Genomic DNA, 23,005 nt, shown 5'->3' on the forward strand with positions numbered 1-23,005 from the left:
GGGGAGAATATGAACAGAAAACCTTGCGTGACATCCAACAAAAATGCACGTATGGTATCCGGTCTGTGAAACGTGTTAGCTTATCAAATGTGGCGTATATGCGTATGTTCAAAGGAAGCGTCCCCCTGCATATCACGAAAAGGGAATCCGGGAAAATGGATAGATGGATTACAACATTCCTATAAAAATATGAAAGAGAGTTCCCCGCGTGAGGTGCGGCGGACAACAGATATATCAAGGAGGGAAGGGCTATGATCAAACTGATCGGCGTATTCTTTATCATCGGCTGTACATCAGCCGTTGGGTTCAAGTACTCGTCCGGACTCAGCAAACGGGTCCGCCAGCTCGAAAGGTGCATTTCGATGATCCATATGATGATCTCCGAGCTGCAGTATTCCCTGTGCCCGACCATGGACCTGCTGAATCATCTGAGCGCAATGGACGAGTTCCAGGATTTTTACTTCCTGAACGCCTGCAAGAACCTGATGAACAAGTCCGTTCCGTTTACAACAAGCTGGCGGACCTCGCTGCTCAGCCATTCGGAAAACCTGCAGCTCAGCGGGGACGACAAGAAGGTCCTGCTGCGGGTGGGGGATATCCTCGGCGCAATGGACGGGGAAAACCAGGTCGGTGAGCTGAAGCTGATCGAAACTACGCTGGACGACCGGCTGGAACAGGCAAGGCTCAGCCGGGAAAAATACGGAAAGCTCTACCGCAGCCTTGGCGTACTGGCCGGCGTCGGTATTTCTATATTTATGCTGTGAGCATGATAAAGGTATTTGGAAATGGGCTGGAAACGCGGTTTCATAAAGCTGTTTCATCCTCTGAAAGATTCGCATCCGATCAGGATCACTCATATGCAGCTTCTTGATGGACCCAGGCCCCCCGTGCACGGTGTGCAAAAAAACCGAAGTACAAGCCCGCGGCAAACCATGAATGCTGACTGAACGCAGCACTGCGTCATGAAATCTGAAAGTCTGCTCCCGGCGGCTCTTTTGCGAAGGACAGCTTCTTTGCATGGAGCAATGCACAGGATCTTACAGATGCTGACTGATGCAACAAAAAGATAACCACACAACAAGAAAACAACCGGCTTGATTCATGCGTTTTGACAGAAGGAATTATGGAATGAATTCCAAAACAGTGGCCTATAGCATCAAAATAAGACGTTTCAAGGCGTACAGAAAAGGGAAGCGGACTGAAAACCAAAACAAAGGTGGTATAACAATATGGATGTGGATTTGATTTTTAAAATTGCGGCGATCGGCATCATTGTGGCGGTGCTCAACCAGGTCCTGATTCGTTCCGGCAGGGAGGAACAGGCCATGATGACCACACTGGCCGGCCTGATTGTGGTGCTGATGATGATCATCTACGAAATCAGCACCCTGTTCGACACCGTCAAATCGGTGTTTGGTTTATAACGATGAATATCATCATGGTGGTCGGCATCGCAATTGTCGGCGTGGCGCTGAGCCTTGTGCTCAAACAGCACAAGCCCGAGTTTTCCATGCTGATCTCTCTGGGCGTCGGCGCGGTGGTGCTGATTCTGATTGTGACCTCGTTCACCCCCATATTGGATACCATACAATCGTTGATTGAAGATACCCAGATGCCGTTTGAATACGGCGCCATCCTGATGAAGGCGCTCGGCATCTGTTTTATCGCACAATTGGCCTCAGACACCTGCCGCGACGCCGGGGAATCGGCCGTCGCCTCGAAGGTGGAGCTGGCCGGGAAGATCGCAGTGATCCTCATCAGCCTGCCGCTTTTTGAGAAGATCCTCTCGATTGTCGGCTCGCTGGTCGCTGTGTAAAAGGTACAAGATCATGAAAAAAATCATCTGCTGTCTATTGATGGCGCTCTTGATTCTGCCAAGCTTCTCTCCGCTGGTTTTGGCTGAGGAGAGCGGCGATGAGGATGAAACCGGCCAGTTGATCAGCGGCCAGCTCCAGTCGAGCGGCGCGAACGACCTGCTTGGAAAGACACCGGAGGAAAGCCAGAAAATCCTCGAACAGCTTCGGATTGACGATCTGGACACCGAGACGATTCTGCAGCTCAAGCCCTCCGATTTCCTGCAGGTCCTCTGGAACACCGTAACCGATGTGGCGTCCTCCCCGCTGAAGATCCTGTGTATCATCATGGCTGTGGTGATGCTCTGCGCACTGACCAATGCCATGAAGCTGTCCTTCGCCGAAAAGACGCTGGGGACCGTGTTCAACACCGTCTGTGTGCTGTGCGTCGCGGTGGCCGTCATCGTGCCGGTCGTCGACTGCATCAACCGCAGTGCGCAGACCATCAAGAACTGCGCGGAGTTCATCATGAGCTTTATCCCGGTTCTGGCGGGCATTATGACGGTCAGCGGGCAGCCGGTCAGCGCGAGCACCTACAACATCTTTCTGTTTTCGACCTCGCAGGTCGTCGCGGATATCGCCGCAACCACCATCGTGCCGCTGCTGTGCATCTTTTTGGCCTTCTGCATCGTCGGCGCGCTGAACTCGAACCTGAACATCAATTCGGTGGCCAAAACGATCAAGACGATCAGCTGCTGGGTACTCGGCTTCATGCTGACCGTGCTGGTCGGCATCCTGACCTTGCAGGGGCTGGTGTCCTCCGGCGCCGACAATGTGGCGATGAAGGCGGCTAAGTTTGCGATGAGCAGCTTTATCCCGGTGGTTGGCGGCGCGCTGTCCGACGCGCTGGCTTCGGTGCAGGGATGCCTCAAGCTGGTCAAGACGACGGTCGGAACCTTTGGCATCCTGGTGGCGGTCTGCACCTTCCTGCCAATTCTGCTGGAATGCTTGATGTGGATTCTGGTGCTGAGCATCGGCGCGACGGTGGCCGAGATTCTGGACATCGGGGAAATCACGAAAATCCTGCGCGCGGTGGTATCGGTGCTGGGCATCCTGATCGCGGTCATTCTGTGCTTCGCTCTGCTGCTGATCATAACAACGGCAATCATGCTGATGATAGGGATGGGATCATAATGGACGTGGTAAAACAGTGGGCGTTCAGCGCCTGCGCGGCTGTGATTGTCGGCGCGATCATCCACATGATGGCGCCGAACGGCAAATTTGAGAAGATCATGAAGCTGACAGTCAGCACCTTTTTCCTCTGCTGCCTGTTCTCACCGTTCATTCTGCGCAGCCCGGCGCTCTCCTTCGATGTGAACAGCTTCTTCGGAGAGCAGGCCGGTTCCTATGCAAGCGAGCTGGAAGGGCAGACCAACGAGCAGCTTTACCGGCAGTTCCGCATCACGCTCAAGGAATACATCGAGAAGAGCCTGGCCGAAATCGACGTGGTGCCGAACATCACGGACATCGAGGTGGACGAGGAGGAGACCGACACGACCAAAATTGTAAAGTCGGTCGAGATGACGCTGGATGAGAGCTATCAGGGCAGGGAAAAGGAGATCGTCGGCACCATCAAGGACGTAACCGGGCTGAAGGACGATGCGGTCCGTGTCATCTTTGACTGAAGGGAAGGGATTCTATGGGTTCGCTGAAGCTGGATAAATTCAAGGAGAAAGCATCAAAGCTGCTGAAATCGGATAAAAAGGTGGGAATCATCCTGATCATCGGCCTTGTCGGCATCGCGCTGATCTTCCTTTCGGAGTTCATCGGCGGCACGCCGAAAAAAGAGGAGAAAGATTTTTCCAATCAGGATATATTGACGAACAACTATGCATATGAATTAGAAGAAAAGCTTTTAAAGGTTGTTTCCACCATTGAAGGAGTCGGCCAAGCACAGGTCATGGTCACGCTGGAAAACGGCGTAGAGTATGTATACGCCCAGGAGGAGAAGACCAGTGTGGACCGCAATGAGGACACCAAGTCCGACAGCACCACCAAGACCCAGGAGAAGGGAAGCTCCGAAGGGAAGATCGTTGTGATCGACGGTCAGAACGGCACCAAGGAAGCGCTGGTGCAGACTGAGAAGCAGCCCACTGTCAAGGGGGTCGTGATCATCTGTGAGGGCGGCGACGACATCATGGTGGAGCAGAAGATCATCGATGTTGTGGGAACAGCGCTGGACATCTCCGCCAACCGGGTCTGCGTCGCCAAGAAAGCGTCTCAGGAATGACGCAGCCAACCGGCTGCCGAATCATCCCCGTTCAACCGAATCCATTCAGAAGGACCATATCAGCTGGATGGATATGAACCCAGGATGCAAAAGGTCGAATCCCGGTTGAAACAGAACATGCCCCAGCAAAGCGAATCCGGCACACCCATTGTTACAGCAGTCTGGTAAGGTAATTTTACCATAAAATCAATATGATGGTTTGTCAATAAAAAGGAGGAATCTCACAGATGCATGCATTATTTGGAAAGAAGCAAATCATCCTGGCGACCCTGATTCTGGCGCTGGGCATCACGGTCTACCTGAACTGGCAGTTTGCGCAGAGCGGCGGAGACCTCGCGGTCACCGAGACCGTCGAGGGGCAGAAGTACGGCGACGCGCAGCTGGTCAACAAAAATTCAAGCGGCAGCGCCAGCGCGGCGAACCAGAGTCCCGACGCCTATTTTACCCAGGCCAAGCTGGACCGCGAGAAATCCCGGGGCGCGTCTAAGGAAGCGCTTGAGAAGACGCTGGCGGATGAAAACACCGACAGCGCTTCCAAGAAGGAGATCACCGAGCAGATTGCCGCCATGGCCAAGGCCGTTGAAAAGGAAGCCGCGATCGAGAACCAGGTCAAGGCCAAGAATTTCAGCGAATGCATGGCCTACATCGAGGGCGACAAGGTCACCGTGTCGGTCAAAACGGCGGGACTCGTCTCCAGCGAGGTGTCTCAGATCAAGGACATCATTCTGAAGGAAACGGGGGTTGCGGTACAAAATATCAATATTGTTGAGGTAAACTAGTTGTGTCTTTGAGATTTTGTGTTATAATAGTAGTAACTCAAACAAATGAGTCTTCACGTCAGCAGTCTGACAGGAGGACAAAGGAGGCACAACAGTGGAGAAAGATATGCACCTTTCGGGCGGGGATTCGCTGAAGATTTCCGAAGGCGTCCTGGAAACCATCACCGGCGTCGCGACAGCGGAGGTCAAAGGCGTTTACGGCCTTGCCGATATCAAAGACAGGAAGGACAGGAATGCAAAGTCCAAGAATGCGGTCAAAATTGTGGTATCGGACGAGGTCGCTGTGATTGACGTTGCGGTCATCTTAAAATATGGCGTCAACGTTGCGCAGGTCTCCCAGGAGATACAACATAATATAAAACGCTCCATTCAGACAATGATCGGCATCACGGTGGCGAAGGTCAATATCCATATCGTCGACATTGTACCGCAAACGGTTAAAGTACATGCATAATGTTTAGATTTAACCCTCCATCATTTCATGGAGGGTTTGTTTCTATGTGTAGAAATATTGGGAAAGATGGTGTATACCTATGAAGAGAAGTGAAGAACGGGAGCAGGCCTTTATTCTGGTCTTTGAAAAGTCCTTTAAAGAGGACAGCATGCGCGAGATCATCGAGCAGTCCCGGGAAAACTACGATAAAGAGCTCAGCGAGTTCGCGGTTTCGGTATCCAAGGACATCATCGTGAATCTGCCGATTCTCGATGAACTGATTGAAAAGAACTCCCGCGGATGGAAGAAGGACCGCCTGCCGAAGGTGACGCTGGCCATCCTGCGGCTGGCGCTCTATGAAATGATCTATCTGGAGGACATCCCGATCAGCGTATCGATCAACGAAGCGGTCGAGCTGGCCAAGAAGTTCGCGACCGAGAATGACGCGTCGTTTATCAACGGCATCCTCGGGTCGATCGCCAAGCGCATCGAGGGCGGCGACTGATGGCGCAGTATCTCGGCATTGACACCAGCAACTATACCACCTCAGTTGCCGTTTACGACAGTAAAACCGATGCGGTGATCCAGTCGAAACGCCTTCTGCCGGTCAAAGCGGGTGGAAAGGGACTCAAGCAGAGCGACGCGGTGTTTTTACATACAAAACAGATTGCCGATGTGTTTAAAGAAGTCGCGATTGACAAAGATAAGATTGCGGCCATCGGCGTGTCCTGCCGCCCGCGGGATGTGGACGGCTCCTATATGCCCTGCTTTCTGGTCGGGCAGGCGCTGGCAGAGGTGCTCGCGCAGACGCTGGACGTCCCGGTGTACGGGTTTTCCCATCAGGCGGGACACATCGCGGCGGGGCTTTACAGCGCCGGCCGCATGGAACTGACCGGCCAAGCCTTCCTCGCGTTTCATCTGTCCGGCGGCACAACCGAAGCGCTTATGGTGAATCCTGGGCAGGATACGCCGTTTAACATCCGGTGTGTGGCGTCCTCGCTCGATTTGAAGGCCGGACAGGCGGTCGACCGGGTCGGCGTGATGCTCGGCATTTCCTTTCCCGCAGGAAAAGAGCTCGAACAGCTTGCCGAAGCGTCGAGGCGGGAATTCCACATCCGCGTGCCGATGAAGGGGGCGGACTGCTGCCTTTCCGGCGTGGAGAACCAGTGCCAAAGGATGCTCGCGGCTTCGGAGCCCGGAGAGGATATCGCGAAGTACTGCCTTACATACATCCTGACCGTGCTGGAACGGATGACCGAAGCGCTGCAGGAAACCTACGGCAGCCTGCCGCTGTTATATGTCGGCGGCGTGATGTCCAACCGGCGCATCCGGGAGAGGATGACCGAACGCTTCGATGCGTCCTTTGCAGCCCCAGCCTTTTCGGCGGACAATGCGGCCGGTACGGCCATACTCACTTATTTAAAGGCGGAAAAACGATGATCGGAATGAACATCCTGACGGTATCCCAGCTGAACCGCTATATCGGCGCCTGTATTCAGGAGAATTCACGGCTGTCGGATATCATCATCAAAGGGGAAATCTCAAATTTCACCCATCACTACAAAACCGGGCATTTCTTCTTCGTTTTGAAGGATGAAAAGTCGTCGGTCAAAGCGGTCATGTTCCAGAGCCATGCGTCCCAGGTTCCATTCAGGCCGCAGAACGGCATGAGCGTGCTGGTGCGCGGCGATATCCGCGTATTCGAACGGGACGGCATCTACCAGATGTACGCCTATGAGCTGCAGCCGGACGGCGTCGGCGCGCTGTCGCTGGCCTTTGAGCAGCTCAAGAAAAAGCTCCGCGATGAGGGGCTGTTCGACGAAGCGTACAAGAAGCCGCTGCCCGAGCTGCCGCGGAACATCGCGGTTGTGACCTCCAAGACCGGCGCGGTGCTGCATGATATCCTGCACGTGCTGGAACGCCGGTACCCGCTGGCGCATGTATATTTATACCCCGTCCAGGTGCAGGGTGACGCCGCGCCCGGGCAGATGATCGAGGCGCTGCGGGCGCTGGAAGCGCGCGGCGGCATCGATGTGATCATTCTGGCGCGCGGCGGCGGCAGCCTTGAGGAGCTTTGGGCGTTCAACGACGAGGGGCTTGCGCGGGCGGTTTTTGGCTGCCATATCCCGGTTATCTCGGCTGTGGGGCATGAAACCGACTATACGATCTGCGATTTTGTCGCGGACCTGCGCTGTCCGACGCCGACGGCCGCCGCCCAGATGGTTGCGCCGGATGTGACGCAGCTTTCCTACCATCTGGCGACGGTGTTCGAACGGATTCAAAACCGGACACAGGGCCTCATCAACGGTTGGCAGAACCGGCTCGAACGGATCAGAAATCAGAATTTTCTGAAAAATCACAAGTTTTTCTTGAATAAAAATAGACAGCGGCTCGATTTTTTGGTAAAATCAATAGATAACGGGATGCAGAATGTTCTATTGGGATATTCGAATTCCCTTTTGACATTGCGCACGCGGCTCGAAGCGGCCGGCCCCCTGCGGGATTTGTCCCGGGGATATGCGCTGGTGCGAAGGGACGGCAGGCCTGTCGTTTCAGCGGCCCAGCTGCGCGAAGGGGATGCGCTCGCCATCCGATTTGCGGACGGCACGGTGCGCGCTTCGGTCACAGGGGTGGACCGCGATGAAGAGGAGAGGGGTGTATAGGCTTGCCTCAGAAGAACATGACGCTCGAGAGCGCGATGAAGCGGCTGGAGAAGATTTCAGAGATGCTGGAAAGCGGGGAGCTTCCGCTGGAAAAGTCGCTGAAGCTCTATGAGGAGGCAAATTCGCTGATCTCGTTCTGCGACGAACAGATCAAGCATGCAAAACTCGTTGTGGAGGAGCTTTCACAACAGAACAAACAGGTGATCGATGGTGAATGATTGGAAAAACCGGCTAAACGACTACACGAATATGGTTGACGCCTATCTGCTCGAGCAGGTGTCGGACGCATCCAGCCTGCAGAAAAGCGTGATCGAGGCGATGAAATACAGCCTGACAGCCGGCGGAAAGCGCATCCGTCCGGTACTGGCGCTGGAATTTGCACGTGCGCTGGGCGCGCAGCCCAAACGGGTGCTGCCGTTCGCCAGCGCCATTGAGATGGTGCACTGCTATTCGCTGATACACGACGACCTTCCCTGCATGGATGACGACGACATGCGGCGGGGACAGCCGTCCTGCCACATTCAGTTTTCCGAATCGACCGCGCTGCTTGCGGGCGACGCGCTGCTCACGCTGGCGTTCGAGTCGATGAGCAGGCACTGCGATTTCTTCGCGCCTGAGCAGGTGCTGGAGGCTATCCATGAGCTGTCGGCGTCCGCCGGTGTTTACGGCATGATCGGCGGCCAGGTCATCGACCTAGAAAGCGAAGGAAAACGGCTGGATGTCGAGCATCTGACACAGATGCACCTGTTAAAGACCGGCGCGCTGATCAAGGCGAGCGTGCGCATCGGCTGCATTCTGGGCGGCGCGGATGACGATTACCTGAAGCACGCGTCATTGTACGCGCAGAAGCTGGGGCTGGCGTTTCAGGTCGTCGACGACATCCTGGATGTGACCGGAGACGCTGAGAAGCTCGGCAAGCCGATTGGCAGCGACAAAGGCAACGAGAAGAACACCTATACCAGCCTGTACGGGCTGGAGCAGTCGAAGAAAATCGCCGAACAGCTCACGGAGGAGGCGTTGCAGGAGCTTTCACAGCTTCGCATCAGGGACGGATTCCTGCGTGAACTGACGGGACTCCTTTTGAACCGGGAGCATTGACAGGGAAGCTAAAATAGGGACTACATGTGAGACACGGAAGGGAAAGGATCCCCTTCCCCGAAAGGATGTCTATATATATGGGGAAATTGATGCATTTGATCGGCAACTACTATTTGATTGTCGCGATCATTGCGTGGGTTTCGGCACAGGTTTTGAAAACATTGTTTACCTTTATCAAGACCAAAAAGGTCAATTTGGAACGGATGGTCGGCGCCGGCGGCATGCCCAGCGCGCATTCCGCCACGGTCTGCGCGCTGGCGGTCGCCATGTCGCGCAAGGCGGGGGTGGCGTCCCCGGAGTTCGCGCTGGCGGTCATCTTCGCCGCGATCGTCATGTACGACGCGATGGGCGTGCGGCGTGCCACCGGCGAGAACGCGAAGGTCATCAACAAGATGGTCGACGCGATGAAGGCTGAGGCGAAAGCCGAGGCCGAAAACGAGAAACCCGCAGAAAAGCACGGCGAAGAGCCGCTCGAATTTTACGAGGACGACGACGATTTTTCCGTCGAGGAGCTTGGCAGCAAGGAACTTAAGGAGTTTATCGGCCATACGCCGCTTGAAGTGCTGGCCGGCGCGCTGCTGGGCATCCTGATCGCCATGCTGATTCCGATTATATAACAGTGGAACGGGTGTGGGTACAGTGTGCCGCCATGGCATCGGCCCTGCGCCGAAGCTCTTCGACAGCCGCACAGCAAGACGATTTGCGGCAGCTGCTTGGTACCCATCCCAAAATCAAATGGAAATGGAGGGGATATGATGTCAGGGCAGAATATCTTGGATGATATCCATTCCCCGGACGATGTCAAGAAACTCTCGCTGGACGAGCTACCCATCCTCTGCAACTGCATCCGGTATGAGCTCATCAAGACCGTATCGGTCACCGGCGGGCATTTAGCTTCGAATCTCGGTGTGGTGGAACTGACCGTCGCGCTGCACTATATCTTCGATTCGCCGAACGACCAGATTGTCTGGGATGTCGGCCACCAGTGCTATACGCACAAGCTTCTGACCGGCCGTAAGGACCGGTTCCAGACACTGCGGCAGGAGGGCGGCCTGTCCGGATTTCCAAGGCAGAATGAAAGCATCCACGACGCGTTTATCGCAGGGCACAGCAGCACCTCGATTTCGGCGGCCTGCGGGCTTGCCAAGGCCAATACGCTGCATCACAACGACCATTCGGTCATAGCGGTGCTGGGCGACGGCTCCTTCACCGGCGGCATGATCTATGAGGGCATGAACAACGCCGGCAAGTCGAGCGACCGCCTTATCATCATACTCAACGATAACGACATGTCGATCTCCAAGAGCACCGGCGCACTGGCCAACTATCTGTCCAACATCCGGCTGAAAAGCTCTTATCAGAAATTTAAAAATACGCTGGACAACGCGCTCAAACACCTCCCGCTGGTGGGAAATAAGCTTCGAGAAACCCTGCTCACCTCCAAATCGGTCGTGAAGCAGATCCTATATCACAGCACCTTTTTTGAGGAGCTGGGCTTTGTCTATCTGGGGCCGATTGACGGCCACGACCTGAAAAGCCTGCTCAAGGCGCTGACTCTCGCGCAGCGGCTGGCCTGTCCGGTCTTTGTGCACATCAAGACGATCAAGGGCAAGGGCTACAGCTTTGCCGAAAACAATCCCGGCGCATACCACGGCGTCTCGAAATTCAATCCGCTGACCGGGGACTTCAGCAACCTGACCGATGAAAACTACTCACCCGTTAGTCCCATGTGCCTTGTCAGCCTGGCGAATGAGGATTCCCGCATCTGCGCAACGACTGCCGCGATGAAATATGGCACCGGACTGCAGTTCTTCGCGAAGAAATACCGCGAACGCTTCTTCGACGTCGGCATTGCCGAGCAGCACGCGGTGACCTTCTCGGCGGGGCTGGCCCGCAATGGGATGCTGCCGGTCTTTGCGGTTTATTCGACCTTTTTACAGCGCGCCTACGACCAGGTCATTCACGATGCGGCGATCGAAAACGCCCACATCGTGCTGGCGGTGGACCGCGCGGGATTGGTTGGGGAGGACGGCGAAACCCATCAGGGCATCTTTGACGCCTCTTATCTGTCCGCCATCCCGAACATGAAGCTCTACTCCCCGTCCAATTACCGGGAGGTCGAGCTCTGCTTGAAGAAATGCCTGTATGAGGAAACCGGCATCTGTGCGCTGCGGTATCCGCGCGGCAAGGAGCCGGTCATAGAAAAGGATTTACAGTCGGTCACCGACAGTTATCATCTGCTGACACAGGAGCATTTTTCCGGCGGTATCGCGCTTTCCAAAAACGGTCCGGCTGCCCCGGCGGACAAGCAGCGGATTCTGCTTGTCTCCTACGGCAGGGAGATCGCACCCGTCTGCGGCGCGGCTAAGAAGCTCTGCGCGCTGGGATACCATGTATTCGTGCTCAAGCTCTGTCAGATCAGCCCGATCCCGCCCGCGTGCATCGAGCTTGCGCTGCCGTACGAACGGGTCTTCTTTGTTGAGGAGGGCATCCGCAAGGGCGGCATCGGCGAGCACTTCGGCAGTCTGCTGCAGGAGGCGGATTACGCGGGACATTATCATATCCGGGCGATCGAGGACCGGTATGTCGACCATGCGCCGGTTGAGCGGCTGCTGAACCGGCTGGGGCTGGATGCCGGCGGCATCGAGTCGTTTGTCCGGCAGAACATTGAGAAACAGGAGAAAAATACGTGAGCGAAAAGATCAGATTGGATATCGCCATGGTGAACCGTTCGCTGTCAGAGAGCCGCGAAAAGGCCAAAGCGCTGATCATGGCGGGACAGGTTTACGTCAATCAGCAGAAACAGGATAAGGCCGGCACCCCGGTAACCGGGGTGGATCACATCGAGGTGCGCGGAGATACTTTGAAATATGTGAGCCGCGGCGGGCTGAAGCTCGAAAAGGCCATGCAGAGCTTCCCCATCTGCCTGACAGATAAGGTGTGCATGGATGTCGGCGCATCGACCGGCGGCTTCACCGACTGCATGCTGCAGAGCGGCGCAAGCCGGGTCTACGCGGTGGATGTCGGCTACGGACAGCTCGCCTGGAAGCTGCGCACCGATGAACGGGTCGTCAACCTCGAACGGACCAATGTCCGGCATCTGACCAAAGAGCAGGTGCCCGAGCCTGTCGGCTTCGTCAGCATCGATGTCGCGTTCATCTCCTTAAAGCTGGTTTTACCGGTACTGAAGGCGTTTCTGCGGCAGGACGGCGAGATCGTCGCACTGGTCAAGCCGCAGTTTGAGGCCGGACGCGAGAAGGTCGGCAAGAAGGGCGTGGTGCGCGATCCTGATGTTCACCGGGAGGTATTGCAAAACACCCTGGCGTTTGCGCTCGAAAGCGGATATCATGTCAAAGGGCTTGATTTTTCTCCGGTCAAAGGGCCGCAGGGCAACATCGAATATTTGATGTACCTGTCGGTTTTACCGGGCGAAGAAGCCTGTGAACCGAATGTGAAACAGCTGGTGGAGCTTTCCCACAGCACTTTGGACAGAGATGCATAGCAGAAGCACAGTTCCTTTATCCATAAACCGTTCGAGGGCATCAGAAATCATTCAGGGGAACCGCAGTAAAAGGAATGAATTCTGGGATTTGAATATACATACCGATCTTATATTCAGAATCATATAAAAAGCAAAACCGAAGAATATAGAAGTCAACATCCGCGTTGCCACAGTTCATCGGTCTTTCTTTTATGAACAGCAGGCTTCAGGATGATCGACTGATGAACGCATACGGTTATTTCCGTCCAGTATCCCTTGAAGTCTGCCATTGGGGACAAACTTATCTGAATCGATGGGGACACCTCAGGCAATCAAGGGGAACCAGCAGGACAGGCCGGATAACAGAACGATACTTTTTCAGGAATGACACGGCGGAATTACCCGCTGTGAACGAGGTTGCAGAGAATGAACGTTGTTTTAATGCCGAATCTGGATAAAAAAAATGCGCTGCAGTGCACCTGCAGTGTAATAGACAAGCTGTCTTCCCTCGGCGTTTCGGTTCTGATGTCGGACGCTTACCGAGAAAGTCTCAGCCGCGGCGATGTGCAGTACGGCGATTTTTATGAGAACGTCCGGCGGTGCGATGCAATTATCGCCATCGGCGGAGACGGCACGATCATCCACAGTGCGAAACATGCGATCGAATACCGTAAGCAGGTGCTTGGAATCAACGTCGGCAGGCTGGGTTTTCTCGCACAGCTGGAAGAAACCGATCTCGATTGGCTGGACGCCTTTGTCAAAGGGGATTACACCGTCGACAAGCGGATGCTTCTGCAGGTGGAGATCCTCAAGAAGGGCGAAAAGGCATGCTTTTATGCGCTCAACGATGTGGTGCTGACCAAGGGCGAGCTTGCGCGCATGGTGGACCTCAAGGTGTTCTGCGACGGGAAGCTTGTCAGCGATTACCGCGCGGACGGCATCATCTTCTGCACGCCGACCGGCTCGACCGCCTATTCCATGTCGGCGGGCGGCGCGATCATCGACCCGGTGTTCGACTGCATCTCGATGACCCCGATCTGTCCGCATTCCCTCTTCTCGCGGACGATCATCTTCTCGCCGGAAAAAGAGCTTACGGTGGAGAACGTCTATATCAACAGTGAAAACGAGCTGTATCTCACCGTGGACGGTGAGAAGGCAATCAAAATAGAGGAGGAAGACCGCGTCACCGTCAAAAAGGCGGATATCTACGCGGAATTCGTCAATCTGGGGCACCGGGATTATTACGAGGTGCTGGGCGAAAAAATAATGAAAAGGGGTTAGAACTGTATGAAGACCAAACGACACGCCAAGATTTTAGAACTCATCTCAGAGCGGGAAATTGACACGCAGGAAGAGCTTCTCAAAGCGCTGAAGACATCCGGCTTCGATGTTACGCAGGCGACGGTGTCGCGCGACATCAAGGAGCTTCGGCTGATCAAGACTCTCTCCTATAATGGAAATTACAAGTATGCGGCATCCACCAACGATCAGGGCGTGGATATGGCTTCGAAGTTCTATTCCATCTTCAAGGAGTCGGCCTATTCGGTCGACTATGCGGGCAACCTCGTCGTGGTCAAATGCTATGTCGGCATGGCCAACGCGGCCTGCGCGGCGCTGGACATCATGCACCTGCCCGGCGTAGTCGGCACGCTGGCCGGGGACGACACCATCCTGATTGTCATGCGGGATGAAGCAGGCACCATGCATATGATAGAAGAGCTTAAAAAAATCATCGATAAATAGCAGAAAAAAGACAGAGGGGAGGAAGGATATGCTATCTCATCTGTTTATCCGGAATGTTGCGGTCATTGAAAAGACCACCGTCGATTTCACCGGGGGACTGAATATCTTCACCGGAGAGACCGGCGCCGGAAAATCGATCATCATCCACGCGCTCAGCGCCATCCTGGGCGGCAGGGTTTCCAAGGATATCGTCCGCAGAGGGGCCGACAAGGCTGTGGTCAACGCGCTGTTCACCGACATCGGCAGGACGGCTGAGGATGCGGTGCGCGAGCTTGGCTTCGAGATGGAGGACGGGGAACTGCTGATCTCCCGCGAAATCTCAGCGGAAGGACGCGGCAGCTGCAGGATCAACGCACAGCCCGCCACGGTCACCATGCTGCGGCAGCTCGGACAGCTTCTGATCAGCATTCACGGACAGCACGACAATGAAGAACTGTTAAACGAACAGAAACACATCCGGTTCATCGACCGGTTCGGCGCATTACATACACAGCTGTCGCGGTACCGCGATTTGTACACCAAGCTACAGGATATCCGGCAATCGCTCGAACAGCTGCAGATGGATGAGGCGCAGAAGGCGAAGACGCAGGACATCCTGACCTACCAGATCGAGGAGATCGAGTCGGCGAAGCTGAAACCCCGGGAAGAGGAGGAGCTGACCGCGCAAAGGGAGCTTCTGCTGAACACGCAGAAGATTTCCGGTGCGCTGTGCTCGGCACATGAAAGCATCAACGGGGATACCGACACGCAGGGCGCGATGCAGCTTGTGCGGCTTGCGCAGCTTCAGCTGCAGGATATCGCCTCCTACCTGCCGATGTTTGGGGAATGCGCGCAGAAGCTGACGGATATCTACTACGAGCTGGAGGGCATCAACGACGAAATCCGCGGCTACCTCGACGACGACGAGACGAATCCCGGCGATCTGGACGCCATCGAAGGCAGGCTGGATCAGATCTACCGGCTGAAGCTCAAATACGGCGAAACCGTGGAGCAGGTGGTTGCTTACTATGAGGACTGCCGCCACAAGCTCGAGCAATTACAGGATTCCGAAGAAGAGATCGCCCGGCTGAAGGAAGCACTGCAGCAGGCACACGCACAGGCGGCGGCATGCGCGAAGCGGCTTTCGGAGGATCGAAAAGCGGCGGCGCAGCGTTTTTCCGCACTGGTATGTGACGAGCTCAGCTTTCTCGAGATGCCGTTTGTGCAGTTTTCGGTGGATGCAAAGCCCATAGAACTTGGCAGGAACGGCATGGACAGCATGCAGTTTCTGATATCGACCAATCCCGGCGAACCGCCGAAGCCGATCGACCGCATCGCGTCGGGCGGCGAGCTGTCCCGCATCATGCTGGCATTCAAATGTGTGCTGGCCGACCAGGATGAGATCGGCACGCTGATCTTTGACGAGGTGGATACCGGCGTCAGCGGCAAGACCGCGCAGCGGGTCGGCGTCAAGCTCAAGGAAGCGTCGCGCAGCCGGCAGGTGATCTGTATCACGCATCTGGCGCAGGTCGCGGCGTTTGCGGACAACCATCTGCTGATTGAAAAGCATCTGGATGAAAACAGCACCCGCACGCAGGTGCACACGCTGTCGCTGGAGGAACGCCAGCGGGAGATTGCGCGGATCATCGGCGGCGCCGACATCACCGCGCTCACATTGAATCACGCGAAGGAGCTCATAGAGCAATCCAATATAAGAGATTTTTAAGGAGAGAGTATATCGATGACAGTATTTGAAGAACTGAAAAGACGCGGGCTTATCGCCCAGATGACCCATGAGGATCAGATCAAGAAGGCGCTGGAAAATGAAAAGGTCACCTTCTATATCGGATTCGATGCGACGGCTGACAGCCTGCATGTGGGCCATCTGCTGCAGATCATCGTCATGATGCATATGCAGAGAGCGGGCCACCGTCCGATCGCGCTTCTCGGTACCGGAACCACAATGGTCGGCGACCCGACCGGCAAGACGGATATGCGCAAGATGCTCACCAAGGAGCAGATTAACAGCAACGCTGAACGTTTTAAGGCACAGATCTCCAAATTCGTCGATTTTACGGACGATAAGGCACTGGTTCTGCGCAACGGCGACTGGCTGCTGAAGCTCAATTATATGGAGTTCCTGCGCGATATCGGCGTGCATTTCTCGGTCAACCGCATGCTGACGGCGGAATGCTTCAAGAGCAGGCTGGAGAAGGGCCTGACCTTCATCGAATTCAACTATATGCTCATGCAGAGCTATGACTTCTTATACTTGCTGCAGAACTACGGATGTACGCTGGAGCTGGGCGGCGACGACCAGTGGTCCAACATTATAAGCGGCGTGGATCTGGCGCGCAAGGTGGAGAAGAAGGAGGTCTACGGCATGACCTTCACGCTGCTGACCACAAAGGAAGGCAAAAAGATGGGCAAAACCGAGAGCGGCGCGCTCTGGCTGGACCCGGAGAAGGTTTCGCCGTATGATTTCTTCCAGTACTGGAGAAACATTGACGACGCGGACGTCATCAACTGCCTGAAGCTCATGACCTTCCTGCCGATCGAGGAGATTGAGGCAATGGAATCCTGGGAAGGCAGCCAGCTGAATGAAGCCAAGGAGCTGCTCGCGTTTGAGGTGACCAAGCTGGTACATGGCGAAGAGGAAGCCTTAAAGGCAAAGGAAGCGGCCAGGGCGCTGTTCGGAGCAGGCGTCGACAGCGAAAACATGCCGACCACCGCGCTTTCCGATGCGGATTTCACCGAAGGCGCCGTCACCGTGGCGGACCTGCTTGTGAAGACCGGACTTGCAAATTCCAAGGGCGCAGGCCGCAGACTGATCGAACAGGGCGGCATCTCCATTGGTTCCGAGAAGGTGTCCGACCCATTCGAGAGCGTCGACAGGGACGACTTCGCGGAAAACGGCTACATTGTGCTGAAAAAAGGCAAGAAGGTTTATCATAAGGTGACGCTGTAAGCATCCTGATACGGACTCTAGATGGGTGGCCGTAACCGCTTCGGCTATTAGGACATATTAGAATCTCCCGGTTCCGCCGTCTAGGCGGGCCGGGAGATTCTTTTGGTTATATGGATAAGTTCAGCGCCAAATGTTTCGCGCGGGATCATGGTTTTGTATGGGTTCCGCATCCATAGCAAAGCCGCTCCTCCTCCACCTCATCCGGGCGTAACCATTTCCCCATTCTTCCTCAGCTATTGCCTCGATCCGGTGTTCCCTTGCGGCTTTTCACGCGGCGTCAGTCCCGCACCAAATTCCCCGGTTTAAATGGAGCGCATCGGGACACTTCATCTTGATGCAGACAAGGCAGCCGCCGTAGGCCGGTTAAATATTATAATATTACTATAGAGGCTCAGCCCTCGAAATGAAAGGACAGACAGCACAAAACAAGGCGGTACCAAAAGCGGTACCGCCTTGTTTCACAGACTATGATATGCGTTCGGCATATATATCCGCATTGATATACCATTCGCCGTCATCTTTTACGGTAACATTCTGCCAATGAAAATGATGATCCTCAATTTCGACAAAAACCCACTTCCTTCTTTCATCGTCAATGTTCGTAAGGACGATCATATCATGTTGTTTTGTCGCTTCAAGTCTCATGATTTTTCCTGTGTAACCATAGGCGACATCCCATGCGTGTGTGACTGGGTTGTAGACCCGAAGCGTTGTGCCGTATTCCGTGATAGGATGTGGGATTTCCGTTTTTGTTTCTCGCGAAGGCAAAATAATGACATCCTGCACCGCCATGCCTTCAAGAACCCATGAAAAATGCCATTCTCCTTTGACCGAACAGGACATGTTGTGGTCCGTATAATCGAGTTTCCAGCTGCCGATAAGTTTCCCGAAATAATTATATTCTTCGGGCAGCTGGGCGCTCTTGCCCTTGCTTGTCAATGTTTCTATAAAGCTGTTCATTTACAAATTCTCCTCACTGAATAATCGGAAATAGTCGGCTCTGCGGTGTGTATCAAGCTGTAGAATATCATTTCTGTAAAAGCCTGACCAACGGTCCGCGATGACAAAATGATGCTTATAACTGTTTTAGCAGCACACGCATCAGCCGGCGGACCGTTCAGGATATTGCCGATAGTGGATATAACTTGATGCATCGCTTTATTCCGCTCAGAAGGTGAGCTGATATCAAGCCCTGTTCAGGCCGGTACGTATCAGCCGTTTAACGGGTGGCTTTTGCGGGCTCTCGGAAGCTTATTCACCATCACCCAGATCGACCGCTTTGAGCGGCTTGCGCATCAGCAGGTCATAGATGGCCGGTACGATAAACAGGGTCAAAAACGTAGCGTAGGTCAGTCCGAAGATGATCACCACAGCCATCGGCTGTAACAGGTCCGAGCCGGAGCCGATGCCCAGTGCCAGTGTTAAAAGGCCCAGAATGGTGGTCAGTGCAGTCATCAGAATCGGACGGATGCGCCGCCGTCCGGTCAGAATCAGCGCTTCGTGCTTCTCCGCGCCGTCCAGCCGCAGCTGGTTTGTGTAATCGACAAATACGATGCCGTTGTTGACGACCACGCCCGCCAGCACCAGGAAGCCGAGCATTGCGACGATGGTCAGGTCGAATCCGCCGGCCCAGAGCGCGAGCAGACCGCCGGTGAACGCCAGCGGCAGCGTGAACATGACGATGAACGGGGACATCAGCGACTGGAACTGCGCGGCCATAATCGCGTAGATCAGCACAATGGCCAAAAGGATCATCTTGACCAGGTCGGAGAGCGTGTTGTTGATCGTCTCGTTTTCACCGGAGATTTCGACCTTGTAGCCTTCCGGCGCTTCATAGTTCGCGAGCTTGGATTCCAGTTCGCGGCTCACCAGTCCGATATTGTGGTCCGGATCGATCTGCGCGGTGACCGACATCGTGCGCGCCCGGTCTTCATGATGGATTGCCGGGAGGCCCTGCGCCTGTGTGACCGACGCGATATCGCCGAGCTTCACATCGACGGTTTCACCGTCCTTTGTGCCCTCGATCGTGTAATCGGCAAGCCTGTCGTGCTTCGGCAGGTTCTCTTGGTCCTGTACGACGATCACATCGTACTCCTTGCCGTCCATCGACAGCGTGGTGGCCTTGCTTTCGGACTGGATGGCCTGCGCAAGCGCCTGATAGACCTGCGCAACGGTCAGCGAGTATTCCATCGCCCTGTTTTTATCGACCGTGATGCGGGTCTCGTTGGTGGTCTCCTCGAGTCCATCGGAAACTTCGACCGTGCCGTCCACCTGTTCCACGATACCCGCTACATCGCGCGCGATCTCCTGCAGCTGGTCGAGGTCGTCGCCGGTGATGTCGATCTGGATGCCCGAACCGGCCATCGCCGAGATGTCCATGCCGGAGGAGGATGCATCCACGGTGCAGTCAAGCCCGTCGGTCTCTTCCTTGATGAGCCGTTCGATCTCCTGGCTGGTATTTTTGCGGCTTTCATCCAGCAGTACATACATGCTGACGCTGTTTTCATCCTGCGACTGCATCGCGCCGACCGTCTTCACGCCGTCAATGTCCTCGATGCGCGAGATGATCTCATCGCTGAGCGCGCGCGTCTGCGTTTTTGTGGTCTCCTTCGGCGTCTCCATCGTGACGGTGATCTGGTTGCTGTTGGTTTCAGGCATGAAGCCGGTGCCCAGCAGCGTGGTGCCGAAGATGCTCAGTCCCAGAAGTGCGCCCGCACAGCACAACGTCATCGCCTTATGCCGAAGTGTGAACCGAAGCGCCCTTTCGTAGACATCCACGACCTTGTCAAACCAGCTGTGCTTCGTCTCCCTGGCCTTTTTGAGCATTGTAGAGGAGAGCGCCGGAATCAGCGTCAATGCGATCAATAGGCTGGCGACCAGCGAGAACCCGATGGTAAGGCCCATATCCGCGAACAGCTGCCGCGAAATACCCTCGGTGAAGACGATCGGCAGAAAGACGCAGATGGTGGTCAAGGTCGACGCGGTGATCGCGCCGGCAACCTGTTTTGCGCCCTGTACCGCGGCTCTGGCAGCCGGGACGCCGTCGCTGCGCAGCCGGTAGATGTTCTCTATAACCACAATGCTGTTATCCACCAGCATGCCGACGCCGAGCGCAAGGCCAGCCAGCGAGATGACATTCAAGGTCACGCCGCAGAAATACATCAGCACCACGGCAAAAACGAGGCTGATTGGGATGCTGACCGCGACGATGAAGGTTGGCTTAAACCGGTGCAGGAACAAAAACAGGATCAATATTGCGAGGATGCCGCCCATCAGCAGGTTCTGCAGCACCGAGTTGATGACCGTGTTGATATAAATGCCCTGATCGTTCAGCGCGGTGATGTGCATGCCGCTGTTGAGTTCTTCGAGCTTCTCCATCGTCTGCCGTGTGAGGTCGGACACCTCGGTGGTCGACGCGGTGCTCTGCTTCTGCATGGTCAGCAGGATGCCGTCGTTGCCGTTGATCTTCGCGTACATCTCTCCGACATTGCTGGAAAATCCGATATCCGCGACGTCGCCGAGCCTGATTACGCCGATGTCGTCGTTCTTGGTATCCATCAGCACAAGGTTTTCTACCTCCTTTTCATCGGCGAACTGGTCGCCGACCCGGATCGAATAGCTCTCGTCGCCCTCGGTCAGGCTGCCGGCGGGCATCGAGAAGTTCTCCGCTGTCAAGAGGTCCTTTATCATCTTCGGCGTGAGCGCGCCGCTCAAGTTGGCCTTCGCATAGGCCTCCTCCTCGGCGGACTCCATCTCGGCTTTCTTCTCCTCCAGCAGCTTTTCCTGGTCGGAAAGCTCGCGGTCGGCCTTGCTGAGCGCGTCCTCGAGCTGGGCTTTGCCGAGATTCAGCTGCTTTTCCCCCTCCAGAAGCTGGTCAAACTGCTTCTGCAGAGTGCTCTGCTGTGTCTTAATCGCCGAAATGCCGCTGTCGGCCTGCGTAATGCCGTCGTCCAGCTGCTTTAACAGGCCTTCAAGCTGTTCTTTAAGCTTGCTGCCCGGCGCCTGTGCCTCGGAAAGGATGCTGTTCATCGTGCTTTCATCGATCAGACCAGCCTCGACAAGCCCTGAAAGCAGTGTCCGCAGCTCACCCGCCTGCACCGATGCGCTTGCGTCCAGCCGCTGGATTACCCCCTCCAACACGGTTTTCAGCGATGCGAGCTGTGTGCGCTGGGCCTGTACATCGCTGAGCGTACCCGCCAGCTGAGACATTCCCTGCTGCATCTGCTGCTTGCCAGACTCAAGCTCCTTGGACTTTTCGGCCAGCTCGCCTGTCTGCCTGCTCTTCTCGGATTCGAAGGTTTCGCGGCCCTCTTTGAGCTTCCGCTCACCTTCCGTCATCGCCTGTTTGGCATCCGCCAGGCCGCTGTCGACCGAACGAAGCACCTTGTCGTTGAGCGCGTCGATCTTCTTCTGATTGAGCGTGACCTTGAGGCTGTCCTCGACCAGGCCGATGGTTTCAACCGATGCCACGCCGTCCACGCGTTCAAAAGACGGGACGACCTCCTCCTTGACGATCTTGGAGATCGCGGCGGAATCCTTTCCATCCCAGTCGACGCTGGCGATCATGATCGGCATCATATCCGGGTTGATCTGCATCAGCACCGGGGAGGATACCGCGTCGTCCAACTGGGCTTTGGCGGTTCCGATCTTGTTGTTCATATCGATCATCACGCGGTCCATGTTGACCCCGTAGCCGAATTCAAAGATGATCATGCTGGTATTTTCCTGGGAAATGCTGGTGACTGTCTGCACGCCGCTGGTGGTGGACAGCACGCTTTCCAGCGGCTTGGTGACCGAAAGCTCCACCTTTTCCGGGCTGGCGCCCGGATAGGCCGTGATGACCGCCGCATATGGCAGGTCAATTTTCGGCAGCAGATCGACCGGCATCATCGTGAACGAGATGACGCCGAGCAGAAGGATTAACAGAACGGAAAGGATGATGGTGAGCGGCTTTTTTACACTGAATTTTGATAACATGTCATTCCCTCGTATATTCTTTTATATGTATATTTGGATCCTGTAAGCTGTGATGCGTTTTACTACAGCACAGCTTACGCGTCTTTAAGTGTATAACAATGCCGGATATTTGTCAAGATATGATGGTAAACAATTGACAAACAAATCATTTCAGGATATACTGAAACGGGTAAGTAATTTGAATGGGAGCGTATGGGTATGAAAGCTATTGACAACAACCAACTGGCACAGCGGCTGGTGGGTTTTTTGATCGTCTTCTTTGCCGCGTCCAAACGGCCGTCCGGCATGTTCGATGATTTAAAGCTGAACTGCCGGCCGATGCATGTGCTGTGTACGCTGCGGTACCATCCTAACCGCAGAATGACCATGTCGCAGCTCGCGGCCGATTTACAGATGTCCAAGCAGCAGTTGTCCAAGCTGGTGAGCGCGCTGGAAAGCAAGGGCTTGGTGCTGCGCGAGCACGATCTCGAAAACCGGCGGCGGGTGTATGTGCAGATCACCGAACAGGGCGGCCAGGAGGTCGAAGAGGTGGTGCAGGGCGTCATCGGCCGTATCGCAGAGGACATGGATGTGTTCAACGAGGAGGAAAAGCAGCGTTTTGCCAGCTGCATTGGGGAACTGACCGGTTTTATTGAGAAGCTGGAATGGAAGCAGTGGTAGTACCTTCACTGTCATCATGCTTAGACAGGTACGGCGGTCTGCTGATCCCATGTCCTTTTAGAAACATTTAATCTGGTCAACACAGTCGTCTGTCCATGCATGCCGACTTATGAAATCGGGCATGGGCAGGCGGACAGGATC

General features: G+C 55.1%; 23 protein-coding genes. 21 read left to right on the top strand and 2 right to left on the bottom strand.

Translation table 11 applies throughout. The features are described from left to right. The first annotated feature begins 251 nt into the window (after nucleotides 1-251). From BN348_RS06215 to tyrS, 20 genes are all read left to right on the top strand, one after another. Nucleotides 252-764 carry a stage III sporulation protein AB gene (locus BN348_RS06215; RefSeq protein WP_040196962.1) on the top strand — a complete coding sequence of 171 codons (513 nt, stop codon included), beginning with the start codon at nucleotides 252-254 and terminating at the stop codon, nucleotides 762-764. Nucleotides 765-1,229: 465 nt separating this feature from the next. Continuing rightward, a complete protein-coding gene (spoIIIAC, locus tag BN348_RS06220) occupies nucleotides 1,230-1,424 on the top strand; it encodes a stage III sporulation protein AC (RefSeq protein WP_040196963.1) in 195 nt (64 codons plus the stop codon). 2 nt (nucleotides 1,425-1,426) lie between these two features. Continuing rightward, nucleotides 1,427-1,816, top strand: coding sequence for a SpoIIIAC/SpoIIIAD family protein (locus BN348_RS06225; protein WP_040196964.1), 390 nt, complete (start codon nucleotides 1,427-1,429; stop codon nucleotides 1,814-1,816). A gap of 13 nt (nucleotides 1,817-1,829) precedes the next feature. After that, the gene (locus BN348_RS06230) at nucleotides 1,830-2,987 is read left to right on the top strand and encodes a stage III sporulation protein AE (RefSeq protein WP_040196965.1); all 1,158 of its coding nucleotides are present in this window, start codon (nucleotides 1,830-1,832) and stop codon (nucleotides 2,985-2,987) included. Next, complete coding sequence (locus BN348_RS06235; protein ID WP_040196966.1) at nucleotides 2,987-3,478, top strand: stage III sporulation protein AF; 492 nt, start codon at nucleotides 2,987-2,989, stop codon at nucleotides 3,476-3,478. Before BN348_RS06230 ends, BN348_RS06235 begins: the two co-directional genes overlap by 1 nt. Nucleotides 3,479-3,492: 14 nt before the next feature. Further along, nucleotides 3,493-4,083, top strand: coding sequence for a hypothetical protein (locus BN348_RS06240; RefSeq protein WP_040196967.1), 591 nt, complete (start codon nucleotides 3,493-3,495; stop codon nucleotides 4,081-4,083). Nucleotides 4,084-4,310: 227 nt separating this feature from the next. Further along, nucleotides 4,311-4,862 carry a SpoIIIAH-like family protein gene (locus BN348_RS06245; RefSeq protein ID WP_040196968.1) on the top strand — a complete coding sequence of 184 codons (552 nt, stop codon included), beginning with the start codon at nucleotides 4,311-4,313 and terminating at the stop codon, nucleotides 4,860-4,862. A gap of 94 nt (nucleotides 4,863-4,956) precedes the next feature. Then, a complete protein-coding gene (locus BN348_RS06250) occupies nucleotides 4,957-5,316 on the top strand; it encodes an Asp23/Gls24 family envelope stress response protein (RefSeq protein ID WP_082020827.1) in 360 nt (119 codons plus the stop codon). Between the two features lie 79 nt (nucleotides 5,317-5,395). Then, the gene (gene nusB, locus BN348_RS06255) at nucleotides 5,396-5,800 is read left to right on the top strand and encodes a transcription antitermination factor NusB (RefSeq protein ID WP_040196969.1); all 405 of its coding nucleotides are present in this window, start codon (nucleotides 5,396-5,398) and stop codon (nucleotides 5,798-5,800) included. Next, a complete protein-coding gene (locus BN348_RS06260; protein WP_040196970.1) occupies nucleotides 5,800-6,735 on the top strand; it encodes a tRNA (adenosine(37)-N6)-threonylcarbamoyltransferase complex transferase subunit TsaD in 936 nt (311 codons plus the stop codon). Before nusB ends, BN348_RS06260 begins: the two co-directional genes overlap by 1 nt. Then, entirely contained in the window at nucleotides 6,732-7,958 is a 1,227-nt protein-coding gene (gene xseA, locus BN348_RS06265; RefSeq protein WP_052446771.1) for an exodeoxyribonuclease VII large subunit, read from the top strand. The genes BN348_RS06260 and xseA overlap by 4 nt, the downstream gene beginning before the upstream one ends. Nucleotides 7,959-7,960: 2 nt before the next feature. Beyond that, on the top strand, nucleotides 7,961-8,176 hold the full coding sequence (xseB, locus tag BN348_RS06270) for an exodeoxyribonuclease VII small subunit (protein ID WP_197068294.1): 216 nt from the start codon (nucleotides 7,961-7,963) through the stop codon (nucleotides 8,174-8,176). Beyond that, complete coding sequence (locus BN348_RS06275; RefSeq protein WP_420885255.1) at nucleotides 8,169-9,056, top strand: polyprenyl synthetase family protein; 888 nt, start codon at nucleotides 8,169-8,171, stop codon at nucleotides 9,054-9,056. Before xseB ends, BN348_RS06275 begins: the two co-directional genes overlap by 8 nt. A 77-nt stretch (nucleotides 9,057-9,133) precedes the next feature. After that, entirely contained in the window at nucleotides 9,134-9,673 is a 540-nt protein-coding gene (locus tag BN348_RS06280) for a divergent PAP2 family protein (RefSeq protein ID WP_082020828.1), read from the top strand. A gap of 138 nt (nucleotides 9,674-9,811) precedes the next feature. Continuing rightward, nucleotides 9,812-11,749 carry a 1-deoxy-D-xylulose-5-phosphate synthase gene (gene dxs, locus BN348_RS06285; protein WP_052446772.1) on the top strand — a complete coding sequence of 646 codons (1,938 nt, stop codon included), beginning with the start codon at nucleotides 9,812-9,814 and terminating at the stop codon, nucleotides 11,747-11,749. Next, nucleotides 11,746-12,558, top strand: coding sequence for a TlyA family RNA methyltransferase (locus BN348_RS06290; RefSeq protein WP_278247740.1), 813 nt, complete (start codon nucleotides 11,746-11,748; stop codon nucleotides 12,556-12,558). Before dxs ends, BN348_RS06290 begins: the two co-directional genes overlap by 4 nt. 405 nt (nucleotides 12,559-12,963) lie before the next feature. Beyond that, the gene (locus BN348_RS06295) at nucleotides 12,964-13,818 is read left to right on the top strand and encodes an NAD(+)/NADH kinase (RefSeq protein ID WP_040196973.1); all 855 of its coding nucleotides are present in this window, start codon (nucleotides 12,964-12,966) and stop codon (nucleotides 13,816-13,818) included. Nucleotides 13,819-13,824: 6 nt separating this feature from the next. Next, nucleotides 13,825-14,280 carry an arginine repressor gene (locus BN348_RS06300; protein ID WP_040196974.1) on the top strand — a complete coding sequence of 152 codons (456 nt, stop codon included), beginning with the start codon at nucleotides 13,825-13,827 and terminating at the stop codon, nucleotides 14,278-14,280. Between the two features lie 28 nt (nucleotides 14,281-14,308). After that, nucleotides 14,309-15,985 carry a DNA repair protein RecN gene (recN, locus tag BN348_RS06305; protein ID WP_040196975.1) on the top strand — a complete coding sequence of 559 codons (1,677 nt, stop codon included), beginning with the start codon at nucleotides 14,309-14,311 and terminating at the stop codon, nucleotides 15,983-15,985. 15 nt (nucleotides 15,986-16,000) lie between these two features. After that, nucleotides 16,001-17,227 (top strand): tyrosine--tRNA ligase, encoded by a 1,227-nt coding sequence (gene tyrS / locus BN348_RS06310; protein WP_040196976.1) that lies wholly within the window; start codon nucleotides 16,001-16,003, stop codon nucleotides 17,225-17,227. A gap of 465 nt (nucleotides 17,228-17,692) precedes the next feature. On the opposite strand, the gene BN348_RS06315 is transcribed toward tyrS, so the two are convergent. Together BN348_RS06315 and BN348_RS06320 are read right to left on the bottom strand one after the other, a co-directional pair. After that, the gene (locus BN348_RS06315) at nucleotides 17,693-18,187 is read right to left on the bottom strand and encodes a hypothetical protein (protein WP_040196977.1); all 495 of its coding nucleotides are present in this window, start codon (nucleotides 18,185-18,187) and stop codon (nucleotides 17,693-17,695) included. A gap of 291 nt (nucleotides 18,188-18,478) precedes the next feature. Next, on the bottom strand, nucleotides 18,479-22,204 hold the full coding sequence (locus BN348_RS06320; protein ID WP_040196978.1) for an efflux RND transporter permease subunit: 3,726 nt from the start codon (nucleotides 22,202-22,204) through the stop codon (nucleotides 18,479-18,481). A gap of 198 nt (nucleotides 22,205-22,402) precedes the next feature. Here BN348_RS06320 and BN348_RS13115 point away from each other — a divergent pair, with 198 nt between their 5' ends. Then, the gene (locus BN348_RS13115; RefSeq protein WP_052446774.1) at nucleotides 22,403-22,864 is read left to right on the top strand and encodes a MarR family winged helix-turn-helix transcriptional regulator; all 462 of its coding nucleotides are present in this window, start codon (nucleotides 22,403-22,405) and stop codon (nucleotides 22,862-22,864) included. Nucleotides 22,865-23,005: the final 141 nt, after the last annotated feature.

The organism is Candidatus Soleaferrea massiliensis AP7, from assembly GCF_000820765.1.
Lineage (GTDB): Bacteria > Bacillota > Clostridia > Oscillospirales > Ruminococcaceae > Soleaferrea > Soleaferrea massiliensis.

Excerpts from the sequence above, each read along its gene's own strand:
- BN348_RS06225 (WP_040196964.1), top strand. The coding sequence starts at position 1,427 with ATGAATATCATCATGGTGGTCGGCATCGCAATTGTCGGCGTGGCGCTG.
- BN348_RS06235 (WP_040196966.1), top strand. The coding sequence starts at position 2,987 with ATGGACGTGGTAAAACAGTGGGCGTTCAGCGCCTGCGCGGCTGTGATT.
- BN348_RS06295 (WP_040196973.1), top strand. The coding sequence starts at position 12,964 with ATGAACGTTGTTTTAATGCCGAATCTGGATAAAAAAAATGCGCTGCAG.
- tyrS (WP_040196976.1), top strand. The coding sequence starts at position 16,001 with ATGACAGTATTTGAAGAACTGAAAAGACGCGGGCTTATCGCCCAGATG.
- recN (WP_040196975.1), top strand. The coding sequence starts at position 14,309 with ATGCTATCTCATCTGTTTATCCGGAATGTTGCGGTCATTGAAAAGACC.
- BN348_RS13115 (WP_052446774.1), top strand. The coding sequence starts at position 22,403 with ATGAAAGCTATTGACAACAACCAACTGGCACAGCGGCTGGTGGGTTTT.
- BN348_RS06260 (WP_040196970.1), top strand. The coding sequence starts at position 5,800 with ATGGCGCAGTATCTCGGCATTGACACCAGCAACTATACCACCTCAGTT.
- BN348_RS06315 (WP_040196977.1), bottom strand. The coding sequence starts at position 18,187 with ATGAACAGCTTTATAGAAACATTGACAAGCAAGGGCAAGAGCGCCCAG.
- spoIIIAC (WP_040196963.1), top strand. The coding sequence starts at position 1,230 with ATGGATGTGGATTTGATTTTTAAAATTGCGGCGATCGGCATCATTGTG.
- dxs (WP_052446772.1), top strand. The coding sequence starts at position 9,812 with ATGTCAGGGCAGAATATCTTGGATGATATCCATTCCCCGGACGATGTC.
- BN348_RS06300 (WP_040196974.1), top strand. The coding sequence starts at position 13,825 with ATGAAGACCAAACGACACGCCAAGATTTTAGAACTCATCTCAGAGCGG.
- BN348_RS06245 (WP_040196968.1), top strand. The coding sequence starts at position 4,311 with ATGCATGCATTATTTGGAAAGAAGCAAATCATCCTGGCGACCCTGATT.
- BN348_RS06320 (WP_040196978.1), bottom strand. The coding sequence starts at position 22,204 with ATGTTATCAAAATTCAGTGTAAAAAAGCCGCTCACCATCATCCTTTCC.
- xseA (WP_052446771.1), top strand. The coding sequence starts at position 6,732 with ATGATCGGAATGAACATCCTGACGGTATCCCAGCTGAACCGCTATATC.
- BN348_RS06230 (WP_040196965.1), top strand. The coding sequence starts at position 1,830 with ATGAAAAAAATCATCTGCTGTCTATTGATGGCGCTCTTGATTCTGCCA.
- nusB (WP_040196969.1), top strand. The coding sequence starts at position 5,396 with ATGAAGAGAAGTGAAGAACGGGAGCAGGCCTTTATTCTGGTCTTTGAA.
- BN348_RS06280 (WP_082020828.1), top strand. The coding sequence starts at position 9,134 with ATGGGGAAATTGATGCATTTGATCGGCAACTACTATTTGATTGTCGCG.
- BN348_RS06215 (WP_040196962.1), top strand. The coding sequence starts at position 252 with ATGATCAAACTGATCGGCGTATTCTTTATCATCGGCTGTACATCAGCC.
- BN348_RS06240 (WP_040196967.1), top strand. The coding sequence starts at position 3,493 with ATGGGTTCGCTGAAGCTGGATAAATTCAAGGAGAAAGCATCAAAGCTG.